The sequence below is a fragment of the Microbacterium sp. NPDC086615 genome, from assembly GCF_040686055.1.
GTDB lineage: Bacteria > Actinomycetota > Actinomycetes > Actinomycetales > Microbacteriaceae > Microbacterium.
The window spans coordinates 93,376-115,473 of sequence record NZ_JBFBJJ010000013.1 but is presented as its reverse complement, the minus strand read 5'-3'; the positions used below and the strand labels follow the sequence as shown (position 1 = coordinate 115,473).

Genomic DNA, 22,098 nt, shown 5'->3' with positions numbered 1-22,098 from the left:
AGCGTGTTGGCGACGGCCTCGGGCTCTTCCGAGACCTCCTTGGCCATGAACGACGCCCGATATCGGATCGGCGCCCCCCTTCATGCCGGTGACGAGATCACGAGCGACGACGGCGACGATTCTCCCCTGCACCCTCGGGGATGACGCCGGATGCCGCGGCGACAGCCGCGCCCTGTTCACCCGCCAGTTCACCTGATTGCGCGGGCGCGGTCCTCTTCTGCGACAGAGTCCGCAGACCGCTGACGTTGTCGGGCGGAAGGTCCGAGCGGCGCCGCGGGCCGGGATCGCCCTCGATCTCGATGTCGCCACCGCGCGCTCGCCGCGAGCCGCTGAACCAGCCTCGCCGCCACCACGCGCCTTGCGGACTCGCGGGGACGCCATAGCCGTAGTACCCCCCGTACTGCGCTCCGTAGTAGCTCGAATCCGCGCCTCGGAGTGGCATACGGTTCAAGACGACGCCGAGCAGTCGGCCCCGCGTCTTCTCGATGTTCTCCGATGCGCGAACGAGCATGTCGTCCGTGGTGCGTCCGGCAGTGACGACGAGAACGGCACCGTCCGCCCAGCTCGCTATCACCGCGGCATCCGCGACGGCGAGGGTGGGAGGAGAGTCGATGACGACGATCATGTCGTCTGCGAGCCTCCGGGTGAGCTGCTGCATGCGCTGAGAGCCGACCATCTCCGTGGGGTTCGGAGGCGTACGACCGGCCGCGACGACGAAGAGGCGACCGTGCTCATCGACCTGATGAGCCACCTGTTCGATGCGTGCACGTCCGGCCAGCACGTCCGAGAGGCCGACGTCATCCGAGAAGCCGAAGATCCCTCCCAGCACGGGGCGGCGCATGTCCGCGTCGATGAGGATCACGGACTGGCCGGTCGCCGCGATGCTCACCGCGAGATTCGCCGCGGTGGTCGACTTCCCATCGCCCGGGAGCGGGCTCGTGATCACGATGACGCGCGCGGGGTGGTCGACATCGACGTACTGGAGGTTGGTGCGGAGCTCGCGCATCGCCTCCTTGTGCGCGAAGGAGCCCCGCCCGTCTCGGATGTCGTCGAACGAGAACACGGCGCGTCCGGATGCCAGTTCCTTCTCGACCGGCAGCACACCGATCACGGAGGCGTCGACCGCCTCCGTGATGTCGTGGACCGAGCGCAGGCGCCGGTCGAAAGCGCGCCGCACGAGCGCGAAGACGATGCCCAGAACCGCTCCGCCGATGGCTCCGAGAGCCACGGCGAGTCGAACGTTCGGAGACGACGGCGACGTGGGGAGCCGGGCGGAATCCCCCGCGATCAATTGGACCGCCCCCTCACCCGAGCCAGGGGATTGCAGGCCGTTCACCTCCTTGGTCATGCCGCGGATCCACGCCTCCGCCAGGTCTCGAGCAGATTCCGGCGTCGGCCCGTTGGCCTGGACCTTCACGTTGACCGTGTCGACCGGGTTGGACACCTGGATGCGCTGCACCAGAGATTCCGGACTGTCCGTCAGGCCCAGATCCTCCCGGGCGGACTCCGCGACGCTGCGCCAGTACCCCATGTCGATGAACGACTTGACCTTCGACAGCGCCAGCTGGTCGCCGGCGAGAGCCGCCCCGGTGGAATTGTCGGAGGTCACCGCGGCCACGTAGCCGCTCGCATCTGCCGTATACACACGGGGCTGCAGCGCGCTCCACCCCAGACCGACCAGGCCGCCGGCGACGGTCAGGGCGACGATCGCCTTCCAGTAGGCCCGCAGAACGCGAACCACCCGCTGCATATCCACTCGATCCCGCCTTTCCCACGCCCGGCGACAGGCCGCCGAGCCGGACGCAGCATAGGCAGACACGAGCTCCACCTCGCGACGCCCCTCACCGGAAGCGCCCCGGGCGAGGGCCCGAGACTCCCCGCCGCGCCCCGGCCGACGGGGCGGGGAGTATGACGCGGAAGGGGTGATGAGGGGATGACGCCGGGGATGAAAGACCCCCTCACGGGAGAGGAGTCGAATGAATCACCCCCAATGATCAGCAGTGCGCGCCATCACGCGAGACACCGATCGCCCTTCCCTCAAGCCCGGAGGGAAAGGGACGACGGTCACCGAGTTGGAGATACCCGATGCTGATCGACCTGGACACCTCACCCTCTCTCGCGCGCGCCTCCCGCCGCGCGAGCCGATTCTGGACTCCTCGCTGCGACACGGTGACGACGTTGAAAGACGCCGTGACCAGCGATGTGGTGCTTCTCCGCGGCCCCGCGAGGGTCGGGAAGACGTCACTGCTCCGACAGTTCGCCACCGCTCTCGTGGACGACCCCGACATCGGAGTCCAGCTGATCGACGCGGCGCAGATCACACCCGAGAGGTTCGAAAGGGTCTCGGCGGCGTTCCAGGAGGGGCCCGCGCAGCACGTCCTCCTGGTCGACAACCTCACGGACAAGCAGGGGGTGACCTCCGAACAGATCCTCGACCTCCTCCGCGCGGACGGCGATCTCCGCGTCGTCGCGGCCACCCGGCATGTCACCCGTTTGGAGAGCCCCTTGGTCACCCTCGAGTTCGATGTCCACGTGGTTCCGCCCGCGGATCTCCTGATGTCGCGCGCCGAGATGGCTCTGGTGTTCGAACTCAACGGGGTGGAGATCACGGATGCGGCTCTCGACGTCGTCATGGCGCGCACGCACGGGTGGCCGGCCCTCGCTCAGCTCGTGAGTTCGCGCCTTCGCCTCGAAGGACTCTCGCTCCGCAGTCGCGACGAGGCGGAAGCCATCGCGGAGTACGCGAGTCGATCCCTGACCGGCGACATGGAACAGCACCTGACGACGCCGATCACCGACGATCTGCGCCTGCTCGCCGTCGCACCGTTCATCAACGTCGAGCTCGCCGAGGCCATCGGAATCGACTCGACCACCGCGACGGCCCAGCAGCTGCTGTCCGAACTCCAGGACGCGGGCTTCGTCTGGCCGAGCTCGACCCGCCTGGTCCTCGCGGAGCCCGTGCGAGCGCAATGGCTGCGCGAGATCGAGACCCGGCGACCCGCAGAGGTCGATCGAGCGCGCGTGCGGCTGCTGGAGCATCTCGTCGCGACGGGAGAGCCCCTCCGAGCCGCACAGCTGGCCGCCGACGCCGGTCAGTGGACGACCCTCGCCTCCGTGCTGCGCTCGTCCGGGCCGGAGGTGTGGTCGCGCGACGCCGATGGCTTCCGGTCACTGATCTCTGCGCTCCGCTCGCACGGCGGTTCCGACCCGATCGTCGTCGACACCCTTCTGATGCTCGACCCCGACACAGTCACGTCATCCGAAACGCCGGTCGCCGTGATCAGCGCCCTCAGCAAGCTCCCCGAGGCCAAAGCTGCGGCGCACGGTCGAATCGAGGCACTCCTTCTCCGCGTGAGTCTGCTGCGAGCCGCGGGCCGCTTCGCCCTCGCCACCGAATCGGCCGCGCTGCTCGTCGACGCGCTTCGTCGTCGCCAGGACCTCGCAGCCGACATCGTCACCGAGGGCTGGTACCAGGTCGGCATGACGCACTTCGCGATGGGCAAGCTTCGCGACGCCTCCTTGGCGATCGGTCAGGTCGAGCGGATGGCCCCGCCTGCCCAGAAGATGCGCGCGCGTGGGGTCCTCGCCGTCATCGCCTTGTTGGAAGGCGATGTGCGTGCGGCGGAGTCCCGCATCGCGACCGCTCGAACGGACGGATGGGTCGACACTCCCTGGGGGGAAAGCCTCCGCCTGGCCTCCGCCTGGTTGTCGCTCGAGCACGGCGACGCACTCGAGGCTCGGACGATTCTCGAGTCCGTTCCGGCCACCGCATCGGCGCGCGAGCTGTGGCCCTACGCGGCCGCCACTCAAGCTCTCGCGTTCCTCCTCTCGGGGGCGGCGCCCGATGCGCTCGGGATGCTGCGGTCGTGGGGTGTTCGTGCCCGCAGCACCCCGCCGTCGCATTTCCAGTCCACGCAGATGCTCACGGCTCGCGCGAAGGTGCTCATCGCTCTCCGCCAGGCGAGGAAGGCACTCGCGTTGTTCGAGGGACCGTTCGGCCTGTCCTCGGCGACGGCTCCGGCCATCGCCCTGTCGCAGCTGTACGCGGGTCGCGCACACGAGGCGTATGTCATGAGCGTGAAGTGGGGTATCCACCAGGAGTCTTCACCTCGGGCTTCGCTCGAGAGCATGGTGGTCAGCATCGTGGCCGATATCCGATTGAACGGCTCTGCCGCACAACGGAGCACGGTGCAACGCGCGGAGGCGATCAGCATCAGGAACGATCTGTGGACTCCGTGGAGTGCGGTCGCTCCCGAAGACCGCGCGATGGTCCTCAGCGCGCTGTCCAGCGGCGCGCGTGAAAAGGTCCTGACCCGCGATTCGTTCTTCGCATCATCCGTCAGCGTCCCTCATCTCACCAAGAGGGAGCAGGTCGTCCTGGCACAGTTGACACCCGAGGCGACCATCGTCGACATTGCGCGCATCCTCGTCGTGTCGCCGAACACCGTGAAGACGCAGTTGCAGAGCCTGTATCGCAAGCTGGGGGTCTCGGACCGAGCCAGTGCCATCCGGGCTGCCCATGCCTGGGGTCTCATCGAGAGCGAAAACGAGGGGTGACCCCACTCGCCGTCGCGGCGATCACTGTCCGTCAGCGACGATCGGCGCGACGGCGATCGGCGCGACGGCGGGCCCGCACGACGATGAATCGAACGAGCACGAGAAGCAGGAGCGTGAGGACGACGCCGGGGAAGGTGAGCGGCACACCCGCGCCACGGAGTACGGCGAGCACGACGAGGAGCGCAGCTGCGGGAGCGACCCATCCGAGGACGCGCCAGGCAAGTCGTCGATTCACACGCTAACGCTAACGGTTCGCCGGCAGCGGCTCGCCTCCCGTCATCTGCCCCGTCACTCTCGAGGATGACGCTCCGGCCACGAAGTCCTCCGTCGAGCCGACGCGCTCCGAGAGGGGGATTTCTAGCGTGGGAGCCATGAACATTTCCCCGAGCGACGCCGGCTTCGCCGCCCGCGTCGAAAACCTCACGAAAACCTTCGGAGACGGCGCCAACACCGTTCGCGCGCTCGACGGAGTCTCGCTGACCGTTCGCCGCGGCGAGTTCGTCGCGGTCATGGGACCGTCCGGTTCGGGCAAGTCCACGCTCATGCACGTGATGGCGGGCCTGGATGCACCCTCCAGCGGTCGGGCGTGGCTCGGCGAGCAAGAGATCACCGGCCTGTCCGACGCTGAGTTGACGGTCCTTCGGCGGCGGCGCGTCGGCTTCGTGTTCCAGGCCTTCAATCTCGTTCCCACGCTGACCGCGGCTGAGAACATCCGGCTGCCCTTCGACCTCGATGCTCGTCGACCCTCGGCGACCGAGGAGGCACGGATCGCGAGCCTCGTCGACTCGCTGGGACTGTCGGCGCGGATGAACCATCGCCCGGACCAGTTGAGCGGCGGGCAGCAGCAGCGCGTGGCCATCGCCCGCGCTCTCGCCACGGCGCCCGATCTCGTCTTCGCGGACGAGCCGACCGGCAACCTCGACAGCAGGTCGGGGCGCGAAGTGCTGCAGCTGCTTCGGACGGCGGCGCAGGAGTTCGGTCAGTCGATCGCCATGGTCACGCACGACGCGGTAGCCGCGAGCCGCGCCGACCGAGTCGTCTTCGTGGCCGACGGTCGCGTCGTCGCCGACAAGCCCGGCCAGACCGCCGAGGAGATCTCGTCGTTCATGCTCCGCGCGGAAGGGGCTGCAGCATGACCGCCCCCGCCGTCACTCCCCCCGCACGCCGGAGCGCTGCGGCCTGGTTGCGCGAGCCCGGCATGGGTGCCACCGTGCTGGTCGGCGCGATCTCGACGGCGTTCGGTGTCGTCCTCCTCTCGGTCACCGAGTACGTCGCCACCCTCATCCGGACGCAGCCCGGACTCGAAGGGGTCGAGGGGGTGCAGAGTGTGCTCACCATCGCGACGACCGTCCTGGTGGGCCTGTCGATCTACGTCGGCGCGGTGGTCACCGCGAACACCTTCGCCACCGTGGTCGCGGGGCGGACACGCCGTATCGCGCTTCTGCGGCTGCTCGGGTCCTCCGCTCGACGTGAGCGGACGATCCTTGCTCGCCAAGGTCTCGTTCTGGGGTGCCTCGGTGCGGCGGCGGGGTTGATCGGCGGTCTCGTCGTCTCTCTCGTCGGACTGCGACTCGCGTCGAACGCGTGGGGGCTGGACGTTCAGTGGACCGTTCTCCGTGCCGATCTCGCGGCTCCCTCGATCGCCGTCATCCTCGTCACGTGGGCAGCCGCATGGGTCGGTTCGCGGCGGGTGGGGGTCGTCACCCCCGTCCAGGCGCTCTCGAATGCTGTGGAAGCGCCGCGTGAGCGGGTCGTCGCGCGACGCGGCCGTCATGTCACGGCGGCCGCGCTGGCCATCATCGGGACGGGGCTGCTGGCGGTCGGTATCGTCGTGGGGGGAGTGTCGTCGTCGGGCATCCTGTTCAGCTTCGTCGGAGGAGCGCTTTCGTTCACCGGGATCATCCTGGGTGCCACTCTCTTCCTTCCACCGGTGCTACGCGGGGTGGGAGCGTTGTTCGGGCGGAGCGTCGTCGCTCGGATGGCAGCGGCCAATGCCCTCCGGCATTCGGAACGCTCCTCGCGGATGGCGGTCGGCGTCGTCATGGGTGTGACCCTCGTGACCATGTTCGCCGTCGCGTCAGCCACCTCGACGCGCTTCTTCCACGTCGTCCTCGGCGAGGATATCCCCGCCGAACTCTCCCTCTCCGTCGACGTCTTCACCGGAGTGATGATGGGGCTGGTCGGGGTGTCCGCGGTCATCGCCGCGGTGGGAGTCGTGAACCTGCTGATCCTCGGCATCCTTCAGCGTCAGCGGGAGCTCGGTCTCCTTCGCGCTCTCGGACTGTCCGTCCGGCAGGTTCGCACGATGGTGGTCTGGGAAGCCGCGCACGTCGTTGTCACCTCGGTCGCGATCGGCCTCGTCTTGGGCGTGGTCTACGGCTGGGCGGGCGCGCAGTCCCTCTTCGGATGGATGCCGCACGCGGCCGGTTTCGCCGCCGGTCCCGTGTTCGTCGCGCCGGCGGTTCCGGCGTCCGCCGTCCTGGTCATCGCGGTCGCGACGGCCGCGCTCACCCTGGGCGCCTCGATCGTGCCCGCACGCCTTGCGACCCGTCTGAGCCCCGTGAGATCCCTCGCGGCTCAGGTCTGAGATCAGGACGCCGAGATGCGCTCGTCGGACGCCACCTGCAGACCGAAGACCCCGAACCACGCGATCGCGAGCGTGGCAGCGGTGAACTCGAGGTTGCCGCCGAGCACGGTGTCACCGCGGAACAGCGAGATCATGGCGCCGGTGAACGACGTGGCTCCCACGGCGACGAGCGTGGCCACGCTCGCGGCTCTCATCCACGGCCGGCGCCTCAGCGCGGCCACCTGGGCCATCGCGATGATCGCGAGCACGAACCCCATGACCGCAGAAGAAATGTGCACGAGGTCCTGCGGCAACGCGCCGGGGGTGAAGGGCACGGGGCAACCCGGCGAACACGTCACGACGGAAGCGAGCGCGAAGCAGAGGCCGCACGCGACCAGGGTCGCAGCAACCGGCCACCCTGCCCGGTACGGCCGCGCGCTGCCCACGACCGCGCGGTCGACGAGCACCGTGGCGACCGCCAGGAGCAAGAGCGCCAGGTTGAAGACGGGGGCGGTCGACATCCCGGTCGCCCCCAGCTGGCTGACGTAGTGGACGCTGGGCTCCCACGAACGGCACAGCCAGATCAGACCGGCGCTCGCGAACGCCGCGATCGCACCCGCCGTGGCAACGTGCGCGGGGCGCCGGAGTCGGCCGCTGCCGGTCGTCTCAGCGGACAGCTCCGTCGTTCGGGTCATTCGGCTCTCCGCGCGTGGTCAGTGGCCTCGCAACATTACCGTGCCCCCAGCCGCACCGCCGATGCGTGGATGACTCATCCGCGGGTCGCGGGTGATTTCCACCCGGCCTCACCGAGGGGCGCGAGCAGAGGTCGGATGCTGGTCAGGCGGGCAGAGCCTGCGGAACGCCTGCGTGCCGGGGGGCCGTATCGCGCTGCGGCTCTGCCCGTCTCTCGCTCCGGGGACGCGGCAATGACGTCGAGGCTTCGCGATCTTTCGACGGGCGATTCACCGGGTGAGGAATACCGCTCCCCGCGACGGACGAGCACCTCGGCGTGCGATTCTCTTCGGGAGCGATCAGGAATGGTTCTCCCCCAAGCACCCTTTCTCATTCGGTCGCTCTCCTCGGATGCGCGGTCTCCACACCACGGCACCCGGTCGTCGAGGCCGCGCATCCCCTTGGAACCTCCTTCGAGCTCTCCAGAGCGATCCCCCGCGTGGGGTTGAATCGAAGGGACGTCCGCGCCGGGACGCCACACCGCGAGAGGACTGCCTGTGACCGACGACCGCGAGATCGCGAACGACCACCGAGACGACACGGAAGGCGCTGGTACCGACGCCCTTCTCGACGAGCTGCTGTCGACCAGCGGTGAGGTCGACGGCACGACGGTCTTCCCCGTCGGCTTCCGCGGGTACGACCGCGAAGCCGTCGACGAGGCGATCCGGCAGCTGGTCGAGCGAGTCCGCCGAGCCACGGAGGACTCGCAGGATGCCAAGCGCCGCGCCGAAGCGATGTTCGCTCAGCAGCGCGCCGAGCACGACGCCGAACTCGAGGAGTCGGCCCGAAGGTACTCCGAAGAGGTCGCCGGCCTGCAGGAGCAGCTTCGCGCGGCTTCCGCGCGGGCCGCCGACGCGGAGTCTCAGGTGCACGCGCTGTCGGACGAGTTCGCGTCGAGGGAAGACGACGATCCCCAGCGGGGCCGTGAGCACTTCGACGCGATCCTCCGCGTCGCCGAGGAGCAAGCCGGTGTCCTCGTTCAGAATGCCGTCGCTCAGGCCGAGCGGCTCTTGGCGAGCGCCCACGACGAAGCCGCATCGATTCGCGATGAGGCCCTCGCCGAGCAGGACCGTCTCCGCGCCGAGGCGCAGCACGACGCTGATCAGGTTCGTCTGCGCATCGAGACCGAATCGACCGCCCACACCGCCCGCCTCGAGCGCGAGGGCGCACACGCCGCCGAGAAGGTCGCCCAGGCCGAGCGCGAGGCCGTCGCGATCCGCACAGAAGCGGAGAAGGGAGCGGCCGCTCTGCGCTCGATGGCGTCTCGAGAGACCGGGGAGCTCCGCGCGAAAGCCGAACGCGATGTGCGGGAGATGACCGCGCGGGTCCTCGAGTTCGAAGAGTCGCTGACACGCCGCCAGGATGAGGCGCAGCAGGAGTTCCTCGTCCTGCACAACCAGGCCGTCGCGCACGCGGAGCGCATCACCGGCGATGCGAGCGAGCAAGTCGCCGCCGCCCTCGAGCACGCCCGTCGCATCTCCGCCCGTGCGGACGATTACGAGCGTCTCGCTCGCGCTCAAGCGCAGCAGGTCGAGGCCGATGCCCAGGTCAAGGCCCGAGAGATCCTCGACGCCTCCCGCGAGCGTGCGCAGCGTATCGCCGACAAGATCACCGAGCATGCGGCATCCGTCCTTCGCGACGCCGAAGACCGCACGCGCGACCTGCGGTGGCAGCAGCAGCAGCTCGGCAGCTTCATGTCGGAGATGAACGAACTGCTCCGCGCCGCGCCGCGCGGCGGGTCCGCGGGGGCCGACTTCGGAGACGAAAAGTCCACCGACGAGAGCGCCGATGATGCTGCCGTTCCTTCGGAGAGGGAAGAGACGACCGCCGATGAGGAGAACGAGCGCAGCTGAGGCGGGCGCCGTATGAGCCGCCGATCGGATGGCTCCGCTACGCCGATGTGATCGCGCCCGCTCTAGGCTGGGGGCAATCGAAGGGAACCGGGATGGACAGTCGTCGATCACGCCCGATGGGCGCTGCCCTCAGCGCCCTCGCCGCCCTCGTCTTTGCGACGCCGACACTGTTCCTTCCCGCCGACGCGCACGCCTCGGTGAAACTGGTGTTCATCGTGGGCGGGTCCGCGCTTTTCGCGTTCGGTGTGGTCCGCGTCCGCGCGGAGGGCGCGGAAACGCGCGAGCCGAAAGATGACCGCCCGATCGACTGAGGTCCACCCCGGTTGCGCGGGGGCAGAGAGTCTCAGGCGGCGCGGACCAGAGACCTCTGGGCCGCAGAGCGAGCCGGTGCCTTCGCGGGAGCGGTTGCCTGCTTCTCGTCGACCGTGACGTCGAGGCTCAGGCCACGCGCGGAGTTCGCGTCGTTGGCGAGGCGCTTGAGCAGTTCCTGGTCGAGGGACTCCGGCTGCTCGGAGTCGAAGACGAAACGCAGAGGAATCGCGGGCTGGAGCCAGATCGTCGATCGACCGGCGGGCTCGTCGGCGCGGTGCGTCCAGGAGAGGGTGAAGCTCTCGCCGCGGCGGAGCTTGGTCGCGGCGACGACCTTGACATGGGCGAGCATCCGGTCGTCGACCAGGATCGGCTCGGGGGTGGTTCCGTAGAACAGCTTCGCCATGATGTTTCCTCTCCTCGTTGCTTGGTTAGGAACTTACTAGGTAGACTAGCGAATAGGCAAGCGAGATATCAGGCAGATTTTCGGAGGACATCCATGACCGACATCGATGCGAGTCCCCCGTCGTACTGGTACAGCGACAGCACGGAGGACGAGCGCGGAGCGCGCGTCATGGAGGCCCTGCGCGCCTATCGCGCCGCGGAGATGTCCATGCGGCGGCGAACCCGGGCGTCGATGTCGATGGGCGAGAACGAGCTGCTCGTCCTCCGCTTCCTCACCCGACGGGGCCGCCGGCACCACGATGTCACGCCGATCGATCTGGCTCGCTACCTCGGGATCTCGACGGCGTCTATGACCGCTCTCCTGGATCGTCTGGAGAAGTCCGGTCATCTCGAACGACAGCCGCACCCGAGCGACCGACGGAAAGTCCTCATCGCCGTGACAGCGCACACCGAGAGTGACATGCGTCACGTGCTGGGGAACATGCACGCGCAGATGATGCTCGCGACGCACGGGATGAGCGAGACCGAGGCTGCGGCGGTCATCCAGTTCCTCGAGCGCATGCGTGGCGCCGTCGACGGCGTCGGAACGGCGCCGATCCCGCACACGTCGGGAACCCCGGACGTGGCGGCGTGACAACTCACGTCGAGTCCCGCCTGGATCTGCGCGTCGACCACGCCACGGATGCGGTCTTCTCCCTTGCGGTCGCGCGAGGCTGGGCACGGAGTGACAACCTCACGCTGACGGTGGACGGGCGTCCGCTCGCCGCCGAAGAGATCGCGGACGAGCACGGAACCCGCCTCCATCGAGCGACACTCCCCGAGGGAGAGGTCGTCGTGCGGTATCGCGCCGAGGTGGAGCGGCCGACCGAGCCCGTGGCATCCGATGTCGTCGACCCGCTCCGGTACCTTCGGCCGAGCCGATTCATCCCGTCCGACGAGCTCGCCGCCACCGCCCTGTCGTGGTTCGGCGGCGCCACCCCCGCCGAGAGCGTGCGGAACATCCCCGACTGGGTCGCCGCGCACCTGTCCTACGTCCCCGGCTCGAGCGGCCCGACCGATACGGCGATTCACACGCTGCTTCTCCGGCAGGGCGTCTGCCGGGACTACGCGCACCTCACGGCGGGACTGCTGCGAGCGGTCGGAGTTCCCGCGCGACTCGTGTCGGTCTACGCTCCGGGCCTGAGCCCGATGGACTTCCACGCCGTCGTCGAGGCCTTCGTCGACGGCCGATGGGAGGTCGTGGATGCCACACGCCTCGCGCCCCGTCCCGAATACGTCCGGATCGCCACCGGCCGCGACGCCGCCGACACCGCTTTCCTCACGACCCTCTCGGGCGCGGCCACGCTCGAGAACGTCGAAGTCCTGGCCGTGGCGGGCGGGGATCTGTCACCCGACGATCCGGCCGCGAGCGTGCTGCTTCCCTGAATCCTCCTCGCGGTGGAGTTTCCGCCGGCTCGACCTCGCTACCGTCGAGGAATGGATGCCGCTCCGAGCCCCCGACCTCGCCACGCCACGCTCTCGGCACTGTTCGTCCTCGCGCTCCTCGTCCTGACGTTCACGGGTGCGCCGCTCGCACGCGCCGACGTCGACGACTTCACCTTCGACTCGTTCGACGCCGACATGGTTCTGAGCCGCAGTCCGGACGGACACGCGGCGCTCGAGGTGACGGAGACGATCGTCGCGCGCTTCCCCGACGAGGACCAGAACAAGGGGATCGTCCGCGTCATCCCCGACGACTACGACGGGGTCCCTCTGCACACCGAGGTCGTCTCCGTGACCGACGGCAGCGGATCGGCGGTGCCGTACGAGGTCGAGCAGAGTCGACGGGAGGTGCGAGTCCTCACCGGGGACGACACCTACGTGAGGGGCGTCCAGACCTACATCATCTCGTACACGCAGCGAGACACCATCCGTGCGTTCGTCGACACAGACGCCGACGAGTTCTACCGCGGAATCAACGGCACGGACGCCGCCCAACCGTTCGGCGAGGTCACCGCGCGACTGACCCTGGACGCCGAACTGGCAGCCGCCGCCCTCGACGGCGCCGCGTCCTGCTACCAGGGCCCGCGGGGCTCCACGACGCGCTGCGACATCTCCGCGGCGGGCGGAGGAGGGACGCCCCTGACGTGGTCCGCTCGCGCGACCGCTCTCGGGCCCGGCGAGAACATGACCATCGCCCTCGGGTTCGTTCGGGGCACGTTCGTCCCCGGCGAGGTATACCGCACTCCGCTCGAGCAGTTCTCGATCGACAACGCTCCGCTCCTCGGCGGCGTCTCGCTCGGCGCGGTCGGGCTGGGTGCCGCGGGCGTCGCCGCGGCTCTCGTGGCGCGCCGGCGGGGACGTGACGCGGCTGGGCGAGGGGTGATCGTCCCCGAATACGGTCCTCCGGACGATGTCGACGTCCTCGAGGGCGCCGAACTGGTCCAGCGGGGACGGGCCGGGGTGCCCGCCGCGATCCTCGACACCGCGATCGCCGGTCATCTCCGCATCATCGACGACCAGGTCGACTCGAAGAAGCTGATCCTCGAACTCGTTGACGCGGAGGATCCCACACCGCTTCGGCGTGGCATCCTGAACGCGGTCTTCGGCGCCGACGCGCAGCAGGGCGCGCGCGTGACACTCGGCCCTCAGAGCCAGGACGTCGCGATCGCCCTTCAGGCGCTCCCGAAGGCCGCAGCCGCCGAACTCCGACGGCGAGGGTGGACGGGACCACCACGGCACGGCCGTTCGGCGCTCGCCGTGTGCCTCTCGATCGGGGCCTTCATCGTCGCGATCGCGACTCTCATCGTCGCCGCCGCGGGCACCTCCCCGGCCTGGTGGCAGGTCGCCGCCGTCCCGGCGACGGTGGTGGCCGGCATCCTGACCTTCGTGTTCCTGCGCTACCGGGATCGGGTGACGGATGCCGGAGCCCCGGCCCGTGATCACCTCCAGGGATTGCGCGACTACCTGGCCCTGGCCGAAGCCGACCGCCTGCGCGTCCTGCAGAGCCCGGAGGGCGCGGAGCGTCGGCCGGTCAACGCGGGCGATCCGACCGAGATGCTCCACCTCTACGAGCGTCTCCTGCCGTGGGCGGTGGTCTGGGGCGTGGAGAAGGAGTGGGCGGAGGCGCTCGACACGCGCGTCCGCGAGACCGGCGACGATCTGCGCTGGTACGGCGGGTCGCACGGCTTCTCGACCGCGGCCTTCGCTTCGACGTTCAGCTCCCTGCAGTCGGCGAGCGCTCCCGCCGTGTCGAGCGGCAGCTCAGGGGGCTTCTCGGGCGGATCCTTCGGAGGCGGTTTCTCAGGAGGCGGGATGAGCGGGGGCAGCGTCGGTGGCCGGTGAGCTCACTCGGCGACGCGGATGACCTCGGCGACCACTCGGGGGTCCGCGAGAACGCGGAAGTGGCCTCCCGTGGAAAGACGCACGTTCTTCGCCCCGGCCAGCTCGCTCCCCTCGGGGATGTGCGGATCGAACGCACCGTAGACCGAGGTGATGCGGGTGTTCACGTCCGCCGAGGCGGCGAGCGCGCGCATGGTCGCGTCGCCGGATCGGAAGGCGCGCAACGACGGCGTCGGCATCAGTCGGCTGTAGCGGGAGCCGCCGAAGGGGGTCGCCACGGCCACCATCGCGCGGATCCGCTCTCCCGCGGGGTCGAACGCCATGACGTGCTTGCCGATGAGACCGCCTTTGCTGTGGGCGACGACGACCACGTCCCGGAGATCGCGGGCGATCAGGAGACGGGCGACGCGCTCGGCCGACTCCGTGACGGGCCGACGGTTGCCGCCGAGTTCCGCAACGACGTGAACGGGGTGCCCGCGGTCGTGGAGTGCGCGCGCGAGAGGCTCGAGGAACCGCCAGGTCTCGTAGATGCCGGGGAGGAGGACGATCGGTACGCCGTCGCCCTCGGCGAGGGCGTCCGGGAGGCTGCTCCCGCGCAGGGCCCGGGCTTGCGCGAGGACGGCGTAGACGTAGTCCTGCGCCCACCACAGACCGTTGCGCAAGATCGACATGCGCCCATCGTGCGTCACCGGCGCGCCCACGGCCAGCGGGTTGCGAAGTGCCCGCGCGCGAGCCTCGGCGGCGCGCGGAGCCGAGAGGTCAGCACGTAGAGTCGCGGGCATGGAGACCCCCGACATCCAGGCCGACGACGCATGACCGCACTCCCCACCGGACGGCAGTTCGTGCTCACATGGGGGATCCCCCGCGACTTCGGAGGGCTGACGGCCGCCCTCCTGCAGCGGTCGCGCCTGTTCGACCGACGAGGCGATGTCCCCGTCCACGTCCTCACCTGCGACGATCGCGAGGATGCCGCCGAGGTCGCGGCAGAGCTGACCCGTCGCGGTGCGCTGTCCGAACGCGTTCGTGTCACGAATCTCTGGGACTGGTTGCGCGAGAACGATCTCCCCGGCCGCCGCGTTCGTGCGGCGGACGGTTTCGATCCCCTGCCGGACTCGGCCGTCGAGGAGCCGACGGGAGGACTCACCCGGCGTCGCATCCGAGTCGACGCGAACGGTACCGTGCAGCAGATCGACCACCTGCGCGCCGACGGCACGCTGGCCGTGAGCGACCGGCGAGACGTCCCCCGCGCTTCGGGCCGGAGGCGACGCGTCGTGATCGCCTGCGACCCGGACGGCACGCCGCGGGCCGCGTGGAACGGAGTTCGCGAGGTCTACCGTTCATGGTTGGACCACCTGACCGCCGGCGAGCGCTCTTTCCTCCTCGTCGACAGCAAGGCGATGGCGCGCTTCGCCGCGGACTACCGGCGCCCGCACGTCGTCGTGCTGCACATCGTGCACGGCTCTCACCTGACGGACGACGGGACGGCCATCCGCGCGTCCCGCGCCGAGGTGTTCGGCCGGCTCGGTGCGTTCGACGCGGTGGTGTTCTGCACCGAGCGACAGGCGCGGGATGCGCGGCGACATGCGGGACCCCTCCCCCTCCTGGCGGCGGTGGCACATCCCGTCACGATCCCGCCGGATGTCGACGTCACCTCTCCGCGGCGCGGAGCCGTGGTCGTGTCGCGCCTGGCACCCATCAAGCGGGTCGAGGACGCGGTCGACGCTGTGCGGCTGGCGCGGCGCGACCACCCGGGTCTCACGCTCGACGTCTACGGGGACGGTCCGAGCCGTTCGCTCCTCGAGGCGCGCGCCGCTGCGGACCCCGCCATCCGCTTCCGGGGTTTTCAGCCCGCGGCCGTTTCCGCCCTGGCCACTGCCTCGGTGCTGCTGATGACGAGCCGGTCGGAGGCATTCTCGATGGTGGTGGCCGAGGCGATGGCATCCGGATGCCTGCCCATCGCGTACGACGTGCCCTACGGCCCCCGCGAGCTGATCGACGACGGACGCACCGGCTGGCTCGTGCCGGCGGGGGACGTGGCCGCGCTGGCCGACGCCGTGCGGCATGCGGCGGACCTCGACGACGCGACGCTGACTCGGATGCGTCGAGATGCGATCGCCCGCGCGCGCCTCTACGACGAGAGGGCGATCCTCGCCAGGTGGGCGCGTACCCTGCGACGGGCGGATCGTCGGCATGCGCTCCGTCGCCGCACGTGGCGATTCCGTGAGGTGCTGCGGCGCCGCCTTCGAGTTCGCTGAATCCGGTCCCAAACGCCCCGGATCGGCGTACCGTTCTTCTCACCCAGCCCCGGCATCGCCGGCGCGGATGACGCCCCTTCACCGGCGCGTGCGACGACCCTCGTCCGTCGAGCCTCTCCCCCACCTGGCTCCGGACGAGGGCCGCCGCTCTTTAGGCGGGTCGTCAGCGGTCTTCGCCGTAGGCGCGGATGCTGCGCAGATCGTCCTGCAGGTCCTCGTTCGGAAGATCGTCGTCCTCCACGGCGGCATCAGCGGAACGCTGCTCCTGTGCGCCGGCCTTCTTCTCCTCGGGTGCCGCGTCCGTGGCACCGTCCATGACGGGGGCGTCCTGTGTCTCTTCTCGATCGGTCATCGTCGTCCTCCTCGGAATCGGTGATCACCGGCATCCTGACGCCCGTCGCCTGCGACCGTCCGGGGCTTGCGCGGATGGTCGCGGGATGATGAGTGCATGGGGTGGCGGCGCTCGAGGGCGGCCCCTTCGACGTCGACGTTGGGCACGATTCGGTCGAGCCAGCGGGGCAGCCACCAGGCGGAACCGCCGAGAACGTGCATGATCGCCGGAACCAGGAGCATGCGCACGATGAACGCGTCGAACAGCACGCCGAGGGCGAGTCCGAGGCCCATCGACTTGATGATGACCGAGTCGGAGGCGATGAATCCCGAGAACACCGCGATCATGATGATCGCTGCCGCCGTCACGACGGTACGACCGGCACGGAAACCTTGCGCGACGGCCAGCCTCGGTGCCGCCCCGTGTGCCCACGCTTCGCGCATTCCGGTGGCGAGGAAGAGCTGGTAGTCCATGGCGAGACCGAACAGGATGCCGACGAGGATGACCGGCAGGAAGCTCAGGATCGGCCCCGGGTTGTGCACGCCGAGCAGCCCGCCGAGCCATCCCCACTGGAACACCGCCGTGACCGCGCCGTAGGTCGCGAACAGCGAGAGCACGAAGCCAGCCGTCGCGATCAGCGGCACCAGCAGCGAGCGGAAGACCATGACCATGATCAGGAACGACAGCCCGACGACCACGACGAGGTAGATCGGCAGCACATCGGCCAGCCCCTCGGAGATGTCGATGTTGATCGCCGCGGCTCCCGCGACGCCGAGGTCGATGTCGCCGTTCACCGGCGGCAGAGCCCGCAGATCGCGCACGAGCTGCTCGGTCGACACCGCGTTGGGCCCCTCTTGCGGGATGACCTGGAACGCGGCGAGCGTGCGGTCGTCGGACACTGCGACTGGGGCCACTGCGGCCACGTCGTCCTGGGCGAAAAGCTCACGCGCGACGTCGAGCTGCAGGCCCTGCACGTCGCCCTCCGTCGTGCCGGCGGGAAGGGAGGCCGTGACGAGCAGCGGAGCGTTGGCACCCGCACCGAAAGCCTCTTCTGTCCAGGTGAAGGCCCGATAGGCGGTGGAATCCTCCGCCTCGGATCCTCCGTCGGGAAGACCGAGGCGCATCGAGAGAGCGGGAACGGCGATGACGAGCAGCGCGGCCGTGGCCACCACCATGGTGACGACGGCACGGAGCGTCGACATGGGGCGCACGGGCCGGCCCACGGTCGCGACAGGAACGGTGCCGGTCCGAGCAGCCCGGCGCGGGTGTTCGTCGACGTCGACCGAGGCCGGGCGGGTGTCGCGCCCGGAGTGCGCCGACGCGTCGGTCGCGGCTGCCGCACGGGCACGCGCCTTCTTGCTGAGGATTCGCGTGCCCGCCAGGCCCAGCAGCGCGGGAATGAGCGACACCGCAATCAGCACGGCGACGAGGACGCTCACCGCGCCGGCGGTGCCCATGAGGCCGAGGAACGGAATGCCGGTGATGTTCAACGCGAGCAGGGCGACGATCACCGTCGTGCCGGCGAACACCACGGCGTTGCCCGCCGTGCCGTTGGCCAAGCCGATGGACTCGACCACGTCGGCCCCCTGCAGAAGCTGCCGACGATGGCGGTAGAGGATGAACAGGGCGTAGTCGATCCCGACGGTCAGGCCGAGCATCACCCCGAGGATCGGGGTCACGGATGCCATCTGCACCAGACCCGAGAAGGACAGGGTCGCCATGGCGCCGATGGCTACGCCGACGAGCGCCGTGATGATCGGGAACGACGCGGCGAGCAGCGAACCGAGCACGACGATGAGGACGATCGCCGCGATCGCGACGCCGATGGCCTCGCCGACACCGAGGATCTCGGGCACGCCCTGCGAGATCTCGGTGTTGAACGCCACGTCGGCCCCCCGAAGGGGTTCGGCGGTGAAGTGCTCGACCACGGCTTCTTTCGACGCCTCGGGGAGCTCGAGCCGGGGCTTGTCGAAGGAGACGTTGACGATCGCGGTCGATCCGTCCTCGGAGACCAGGCGGACGGCATCCGCGAACGTGAGAAGTTCGGCACCGTCGGCGAGCTGCGTCTCCTGCGCCGCGATCTGCGCGAGCCCGTCGGTCACCTGCGTTCGCTGCTGCTCGAGCGCGGCGCGCTGCTGATCGAGCTGCGCCTGCTGCGCGTCGAGGGCGTCGAGCTGCGCCTGCTTCTGCGCATTCGGGAGAGGTGCCGCCTCGACCTGGGCTCGACCGGCGGCGAGTTGCTGCTGCCCCGCGTCGAGTTGGGCCGCGCCCGCGTCGAGCTGCTGCTGCCCCGCTTCCGCTTGCGTGCGCGCATCCGCGAGCTGCTGGCGACCATCGACGACCTGTTGTCGCTGGTCGTCCAGCTGCTGTTGGGCCGAGAAAGGGTCGGTGACCCGTGCCACGTCGGGGAGATCGTCCGCGGACGCGACGAGCGCACTGATCTCGCTCTTCTGCGCGTCGGTGAGAGCGGATCCGTCGGCGGTGCGGAACACGACCGTGCCGGAGGCCCCGCTGAAGTCGGGCAGCTCGTTCTGGAGTTTCGCGATGACGTCTCCGGATGCCGTCCCGGGGATGTCGAAACTCGAGCTGAGGCCCTTGAACCCGATGAGGAAGCCGCCGACCACGATCCCCAGGATGACGGCCCAGGCGACGATCACGGTCCATGCCCGGCGGGCTGCGAACGTCCCGAGGCGGTGCAGCAGTTCGGCCATGAAGGGTTCCTCTCGCGTGGCGCACAAGAGAGCACCGTCGGCTCCGACCAGTCGGCGTAAAGATAACACGGACCGTCTCGTCTTTTCTGGGGACCTCATTCAGAATGTGTGACATGGCTCTTCCGCGCAGTGGCCCCGTTCGCAGTGAGGCCGCCCGCCTGGCGATCCTCGAGGCAGCGGCAGCGCTGTTTGCCGAAAGCGGGTACGACCACCTCACGATCGAGGGCATCGCGCGGCGCGCGGGCGTCGGGAAGCAGACGATCTATCGCTGGTGGTCGAGCAAGGGAGACGTGATCGCCGAGGCGATCCTCGAGGGTCACCTCCTGGGCGGTCGCCGTCACCTTCCCGACACGGGCGACGCACGCGCCGACCTCGCGGCGTGGCTCACCGAGCTGTTCGCCCTGCGCGCGAGCCCCGACGGAGAGGGGCTCCTACGATCGTTCGTCGCCGCGGCCGCGGAGAACGCCGAGATCGGCTGCCGCCTTCGCGAGGCCATCCTCGCCGCGCCCCTCATGGAGCGTCTGTCGCAGGCGATGGGCGGAACGAGCGGGGCGCGCCTCGAGGCGGGCGCGGAGGCACTGCTCGGCGCGGTGATCCTGCGAGCGCTCAGTCGCGAGGACTTCGACGCCGACGACATGCGCGCCCTCGTCGACGTCGTCACGAGCGGGTCGCCCCCAGTCCCCTGACCCGAGGACAGTGACGCTGCACGACCCGTACACGGCACCCGCACGGCGACCCCTCCACGGACTAGCACAGCGCGCGGATCGAGGTCCAGCCCCCGCGTGGTGACGCGCGTCCGCTAGAATCGCATTCAGCAAGGGGAGTACTCCCACCGCGACGTTCTCGTCAATACGGCCACGCCATCGTGGACCCGGGACGTCGGCCCATCTCACCGGGTGGAGGAGACCTTGGTGTCTTGTCGTACACCTATTTCCCTTGGAGGTCTCCATGGGCGTCACCCCGCTCATCTGGATCATCACGATCGCCGTGACGATCGCGTTCTTCGTGTTCGAGTTCTTCGTCCACGTCCGTAAGCCCCACGAACCGACCATCGGCGAATCCGCCCGATGGTCCGCCTTCTACATCGGTCTCGCCCTGCTGTTCGGGGTCGGCATCGGCGTGTTCTCGGGCTGGACCTACGGCGGCGAGTACTTCGCCGGGTATCTGACCGAGAAGGCGCTGTCGATCGACAACCTCTTCGTGTTCCTGATCATCATGACCGGGTTCGCGGTGCCCAAGAAGTACCAGCAGAAGGTGCTGATGATCGGCATCGTCATCGCGCTCATCATGCGCGGAGGATTCATCGCCGTCGGCGCGGCTCTCATCGAGAACTTCTCGTGGATCTTCTACCTCTTCGGCGCCCTCCTGCTCTTCCTCGCTTACAAGCAGGCGTTCTCCCACGGCGACAGCGACCCCGCCAACGGCAAGTTCATGCAGTTCGTGCGGCGCATCCTCCCCGTCAGCGAGGAGTACAACGGCGACAAGATGACGGTGCGCAAGGACGGCAAGCGGTTCGTCACGCCCATGCTCCTGGTGATCATCGCGATCGGCTTCATCGACCTCGTCTTCGCCGTCGACTCGATCCCCGCGATCTACGGCCTCACGAAAGAGGCGTACATCGTCTTCACTGCCAACGCCTTCGCCCTGATGGGCCTGCGCCAGCTGTACTTCCTCATCGGCGGTCTGCTGGAACGCCTCGTGTATCTGGCGCAGGGCCTGGCCGTCATCCTCGCGTTCATCGGCGTGAAGCTCGTCTTCCACGCTCTCCACGTCAACGAGGTGCCCTTCATCAACGGCGGCGAGCCGCTGCTGTGGGTGCCGGAGATCCCGATCTGGTTCTCGCTGCTGTTCATCGCCGCGACGGTGGCGGTGGCGACCTGGCTCAGCCTGCGCAAGACGCGGAACGATGCTCAGAAGGCCGATCGAACGACCTTCGACGACGAGAAGGTGATCCACGCGCCGGAGGATTGACGCTGCGCTGACGGGCCCGCGGCGCACACCGCGGGCCCGCTGCCGTATCCGACGCCGACGCGCAACCCCGGCGAGCGCCATACGCGTGCGGCCTACCGTGGCCCGCATGACGCGATTCGGGTACACCCTCATGACCGAGCAGAGCGGCCCCCGGGCGCTCGTCGATTACGCCGTCGGCGCCGAGCGCGCGGGCTACGACTTCCTGGTCTCCAGCGACCACTACTCCCCCTGGCTCACCAGCCAAGGCCACGCGCCCTACGCCTGGACGGTCCTCGGAGCGGTCGCGCACGCGACCTCGAACGTGGAGTTGATGACCTACGTCACCTGCCCGACGGTGAGATACCACCCCGCTGTCGTGGCGCAGAAGGCGGCCACGCTGCAGCTGCTCTCCGAGGGGCGATTCACCCTCGGGCTGGGGTCTGGCGAGAACCTCAACGAGCACGTGGTGGGAGAGGGATGGCCCGCGGTGCACGCCCGTCAGGACATGCTCGTCGAAGCGATCGAGATCATCCGCGCCCTGCACACCGGCGATCTGGTGACCTACGACGGCGAGTACTTCCGCGTCGATTCGGCACGCGTCTGGGACGCCCCCGAGGGCGGGGTCCCGATCGGGGTCGCGGTCTCGGGCGAGCACTCGATCGAGCGCTTCGCGCCGCTGGGCGACCACCTCATCACGACCGAGCCCGACGGCGACATCGTGAAGGGGTGGGACGAGCACCACGAGGGCGAGTCCCGTAAGATCGGTCAGATCCCGTTCAGCTGGGATCCGGACAAGGATGCCGCTGTCGCCCGCGCTCACGACCAGTTCCGCTGGTTCGCCGGAGGGTGGGCTGTGAACGCCGACCTTCCCACGCCGGCCGGCTTCGCGGGGGCCTCGCAGTTCGTGCGCCCCGAAGACGTCGCCGACTCGATCGCGTGCGGCCCCGACCTCGATGAGCTCGCGGAGAGCGTGCGCCCGTTCATCGATGCGGGCTTCACCGACATCGCGATCGTGCAGGTCGGAGACGAGCAGCAGCAGCGGTTCGTCGACGAGATCGCCGCCCCTCTTCTCGAGAAGCTCCGCGCGCTCTAGGCCCGGCGGCGCCGG

Annotated in this window: 19 protein-coding genes; 12 read left to right on the top strand and 7 right to left on the bottom strand. The window is 69.2% G+C overall.

The window, feature by feature from the left end; translation table 11 throughout:
• Nucleotides 1-97: 97 nt before the first annotated feature.
• Nucleotides 98-1,750 (bottom strand): polysaccharide biosynthesis tyrosine autokinase, encoded by a 1,653-nt coding sequence (locus tag AB0O24_RS13905; RefSeq protein WP_307382710.1) that lies wholly within the window; start codon nt 1,748-1,750, stop codon nt 98-100.
• Between the two features lie 335 nt (nt 1,751-2,085).
• On the opposite strand from AB0O24_RS13905, the gene AB0O24_RS13900 reads away from it, so the two are divergent.
• Nucleotides 2,086-4,557: a LuxR C-terminal-related transcriptional regulator gene (locus AB0O24_RS13900; protein WP_363375663.1), complete on the top strand. Its 2,472-nt coding sequence runs from the start codon at nt 2,086-2,088 to the stop codon at nt 4,555-4,557.
• A 31-nt stretch (nt 4,558-4,588) separates the two neighbouring features.
• Here AB0O24_RS13900 and AB0O24_RS13895 read toward each other — a convergent pair whose 3' ends face one another.
• Complete coding sequence (locus AB0O24_RS13895; protein ID WP_275800944.1) at nt 4,589-4,792, bottom strand: hypothetical protein; 204 nt, start codon at nt 4,790-4,792, stop codon at nt 4,589-4,591.
• Between the two features lie 136 nt (nt 4,793-4,928).
• Here AB0O24_RS13895 and AB0O24_RS13890 point away from each other — a divergent pair, with 136 nt between their 5' ends.
• Both AB0O24_RS13890 and AB0O24_RS13885 read left to right on the top strand, forming a co-directional pair.
• A complete protein-coding gene (locus tag AB0O24_RS13890; protein ID WP_363375660.1) occupies nt 4,929-5,693 on the top strand; it encodes an ABC transporter ATP-binding protein in 765 nt (254 codons plus the stop codon).
• Nucleotides 5,690-7,144, top strand: coding sequence for an FtsX-like permease family protein (locus AB0O24_RS13885; protein WP_363375658.1), 1,455 nt, complete (start codon nt 5,690-5,692; stop codon nt 7,142-7,144). The genes AB0O24_RS13890 and AB0O24_RS13885 overlap by 4 nt, the downstream gene beginning before the upstream one ends.
• Before the next feature lie 2 nt (nt 7,145-7,146).
• On the opposite strand, the gene AB0O24_RS13880 is transcribed toward AB0O24_RS13885, so the two are convergent.
• Nucleotides 7,147-7,818 carry a DUF998 domain-containing protein gene (locus tag AB0O24_RS13880; RefSeq protein WP_275800949.1) on the bottom strand — a complete coding sequence of 224 codons (672 nt, stop codon included), beginning with the start codon at nt 7,816-7,818 and terminating at the stop codon, nt 7,147-7,149.
• Between the two features lie 534 nt (nt 7,819-8,352).
• On the opposite strand from AB0O24_RS13880, the gene AB0O24_RS13875 reads away from it, so the two are divergent.
• A complete protein-coding gene (locus tag AB0O24_RS13875; RefSeq protein ID WP_307382720.1) occupies nt 8,353-9,708 on the top strand; it encodes a cell division initiation protein in 1,356 nt (451 codons plus the stop codon).
• A gap of 92 nt (nt 9,709-9,800) precedes the next feature.
• Nucleotides 9,801-10,019 (top strand): hypothetical protein, encoded by a 219-nt coding sequence (locus AB0O24_RS13870; RefSeq protein ID WP_275800951.1) that lies wholly within the window; start codon nt 9,801-9,803, stop codon nt 10,017-10,019.
• Between the two features lie 32 nt (nt 10,020-10,051).
• Here the strand turns inward: AB0O24_RS13870 and AB0O24_RS13865 are convergent, their stop codons facing one another.
• Nucleotides 10,052-10,423, bottom strand: coding sequence for a hypothetical protein (locus AB0O24_RS13865; protein WP_363375653.1), 372 nt, complete (start codon nt 10,421-10,423; stop codon nt 10,052-10,054).
• Between the two features lie 93 nt (nt 10,424-10,516).
• On the opposite strand from AB0O24_RS13865, the gene AB0O24_RS13860 reads away from it, so the two are divergent.
• From AB0O24_RS13860 to AB0O24_RS13850, 3 genes are read left to right on the top strand one after another with little or no spacing between them, the layout of a single operon-like run.
• The gene (locus AB0O24_RS13860; protein ID WP_363375651.1) at nt 10,517-11,056 is read left to right on the top strand and encodes a MarR family transcriptional regulator; all 540 of its coding nucleotides are present in this window, start codon (nt 10,517-10,519) and stop codon (nt 11,054-11,056) included.
• Complete coding sequence (locus AB0O24_RS13855) at nt 11,053-11,847, top strand: transglutaminase family protein (protein WP_363375649.1); 795 nt, start codon at nt 11,053-11,055, stop codon at nt 11,845-11,847. Before AB0O24_RS13860 ends, AB0O24_RS13855 begins: the two co-directional genes overlap by 4 nt.
• A gap of 51 nt (nt 11,848-11,898) precedes the next feature.
• Nucleotides 11,899-13,746: a DUF2207 domain-containing protein gene (locus tag AB0O24_RS13850; RefSeq protein ID WP_363375646.1), complete on the top strand. Its 1,848-nt coding sequence runs from the start codon at nt 11,899-11,901 to the stop codon at nt 13,744-13,746.
• A gap of 2 nt (nt 13,747-13,748) precedes the next feature.
• Here AB0O24_RS13850 and AB0O24_RS13845 read toward each other — a convergent pair whose 3' ends face one another.
• Nucleotides 13,749-14,525 (bottom strand): alpha/beta hydrolase, encoded by a 777-nt coding sequence (locus tag AB0O24_RS13845; RefSeq protein ID WP_345799728.1) that lies wholly within the window; start codon nt 14,523-14,525, stop codon nt 13,749-13,751.
• Nucleotides 14,526-14,555: 30 nt separating this feature from the next.
• Here AB0O24_RS13845 and AB0O24_RS13840 point away from each other — a divergent pair, with 30 nt between their 5' ends.
• A complete protein-coding gene (locus AB0O24_RS13840; protein WP_363375644.1) occupies nt 14,556-15,998 on the top strand; it encodes a glycosyltransferase in 1,443 nt (480 codons plus the stop codon).
• A 163-nt stretch (nt 15,999-16,161) separates the two neighbouring features.
• Here the strand turns inward: AB0O24_RS13840 and AB0O24_RS13835 are convergent, their stop codons facing one another.
• Nucleotides 16,162-16,350, bottom strand: a complete 189-nt coding sequence (locus AB0O24_RS13835; protein WP_275800959.1) for a hypothetical protein — start codon at nt 16,348-16,350, stop codon at nt 16,162-16,164.
• Nucleotides 16,347-19,040: an MMPL family transporter gene (locus tag AB0O24_RS13830; RefSeq protein ID WP_363375641.1), complete on the bottom strand. Its 2,694-nt coding sequence runs from the start codon at nt 19,038-19,040 to the stop codon at nt 16,347-16,349. The genes AB0O24_RS13835 and AB0O24_RS13830 overlap by 4 nt, the downstream gene beginning before the upstream one ends.
• 113 nt (nt 19,041-19,153) lie before the next feature.
• Between AB0O24_RS13830 and AB0O24_RS13825 the strand changes: the two genes are divergently transcribed.
• From AB0O24_RS13825 to AB0O24_RS13815, 3 genes are all read left to right on the top strand, one after another.
• Complete coding sequence (locus AB0O24_RS13825) at nt 19,154-19,726, top strand: TetR/AcrR family transcriptional regulator (protein ID WP_363375638.1); 573 nt, start codon at nt 19,154-19,156, stop codon at nt 19,724-19,726.
• A 262-nt stretch (nt 19,727-19,988) separates the two neighbouring features.
• Nucleotides 19,989-21,011 (top strand): TerC family protein, encoded by a 1,023-nt coding sequence (locus AB0O24_RS13820; RefSeq protein ID WP_058595144.1) that lies wholly within the window; start codon nt 19,989-19,991, stop codon nt 21,009-21,011.
• A gap of 106 nt (nt 21,012-21,117) precedes the next feature.
• Nucleotides 21,118-22,083, top strand: coding sequence for an LLM class F420-dependent oxidoreductase (locus tag AB0O24_RS13815; RefSeq protein ID WP_363375635.1), 966 nt, complete (start codon nt 21,118-21,120; stop codon nt 22,081-22,083).
• Nucleotides 22,084-22,098: the final 15 nt, after the last annotated feature.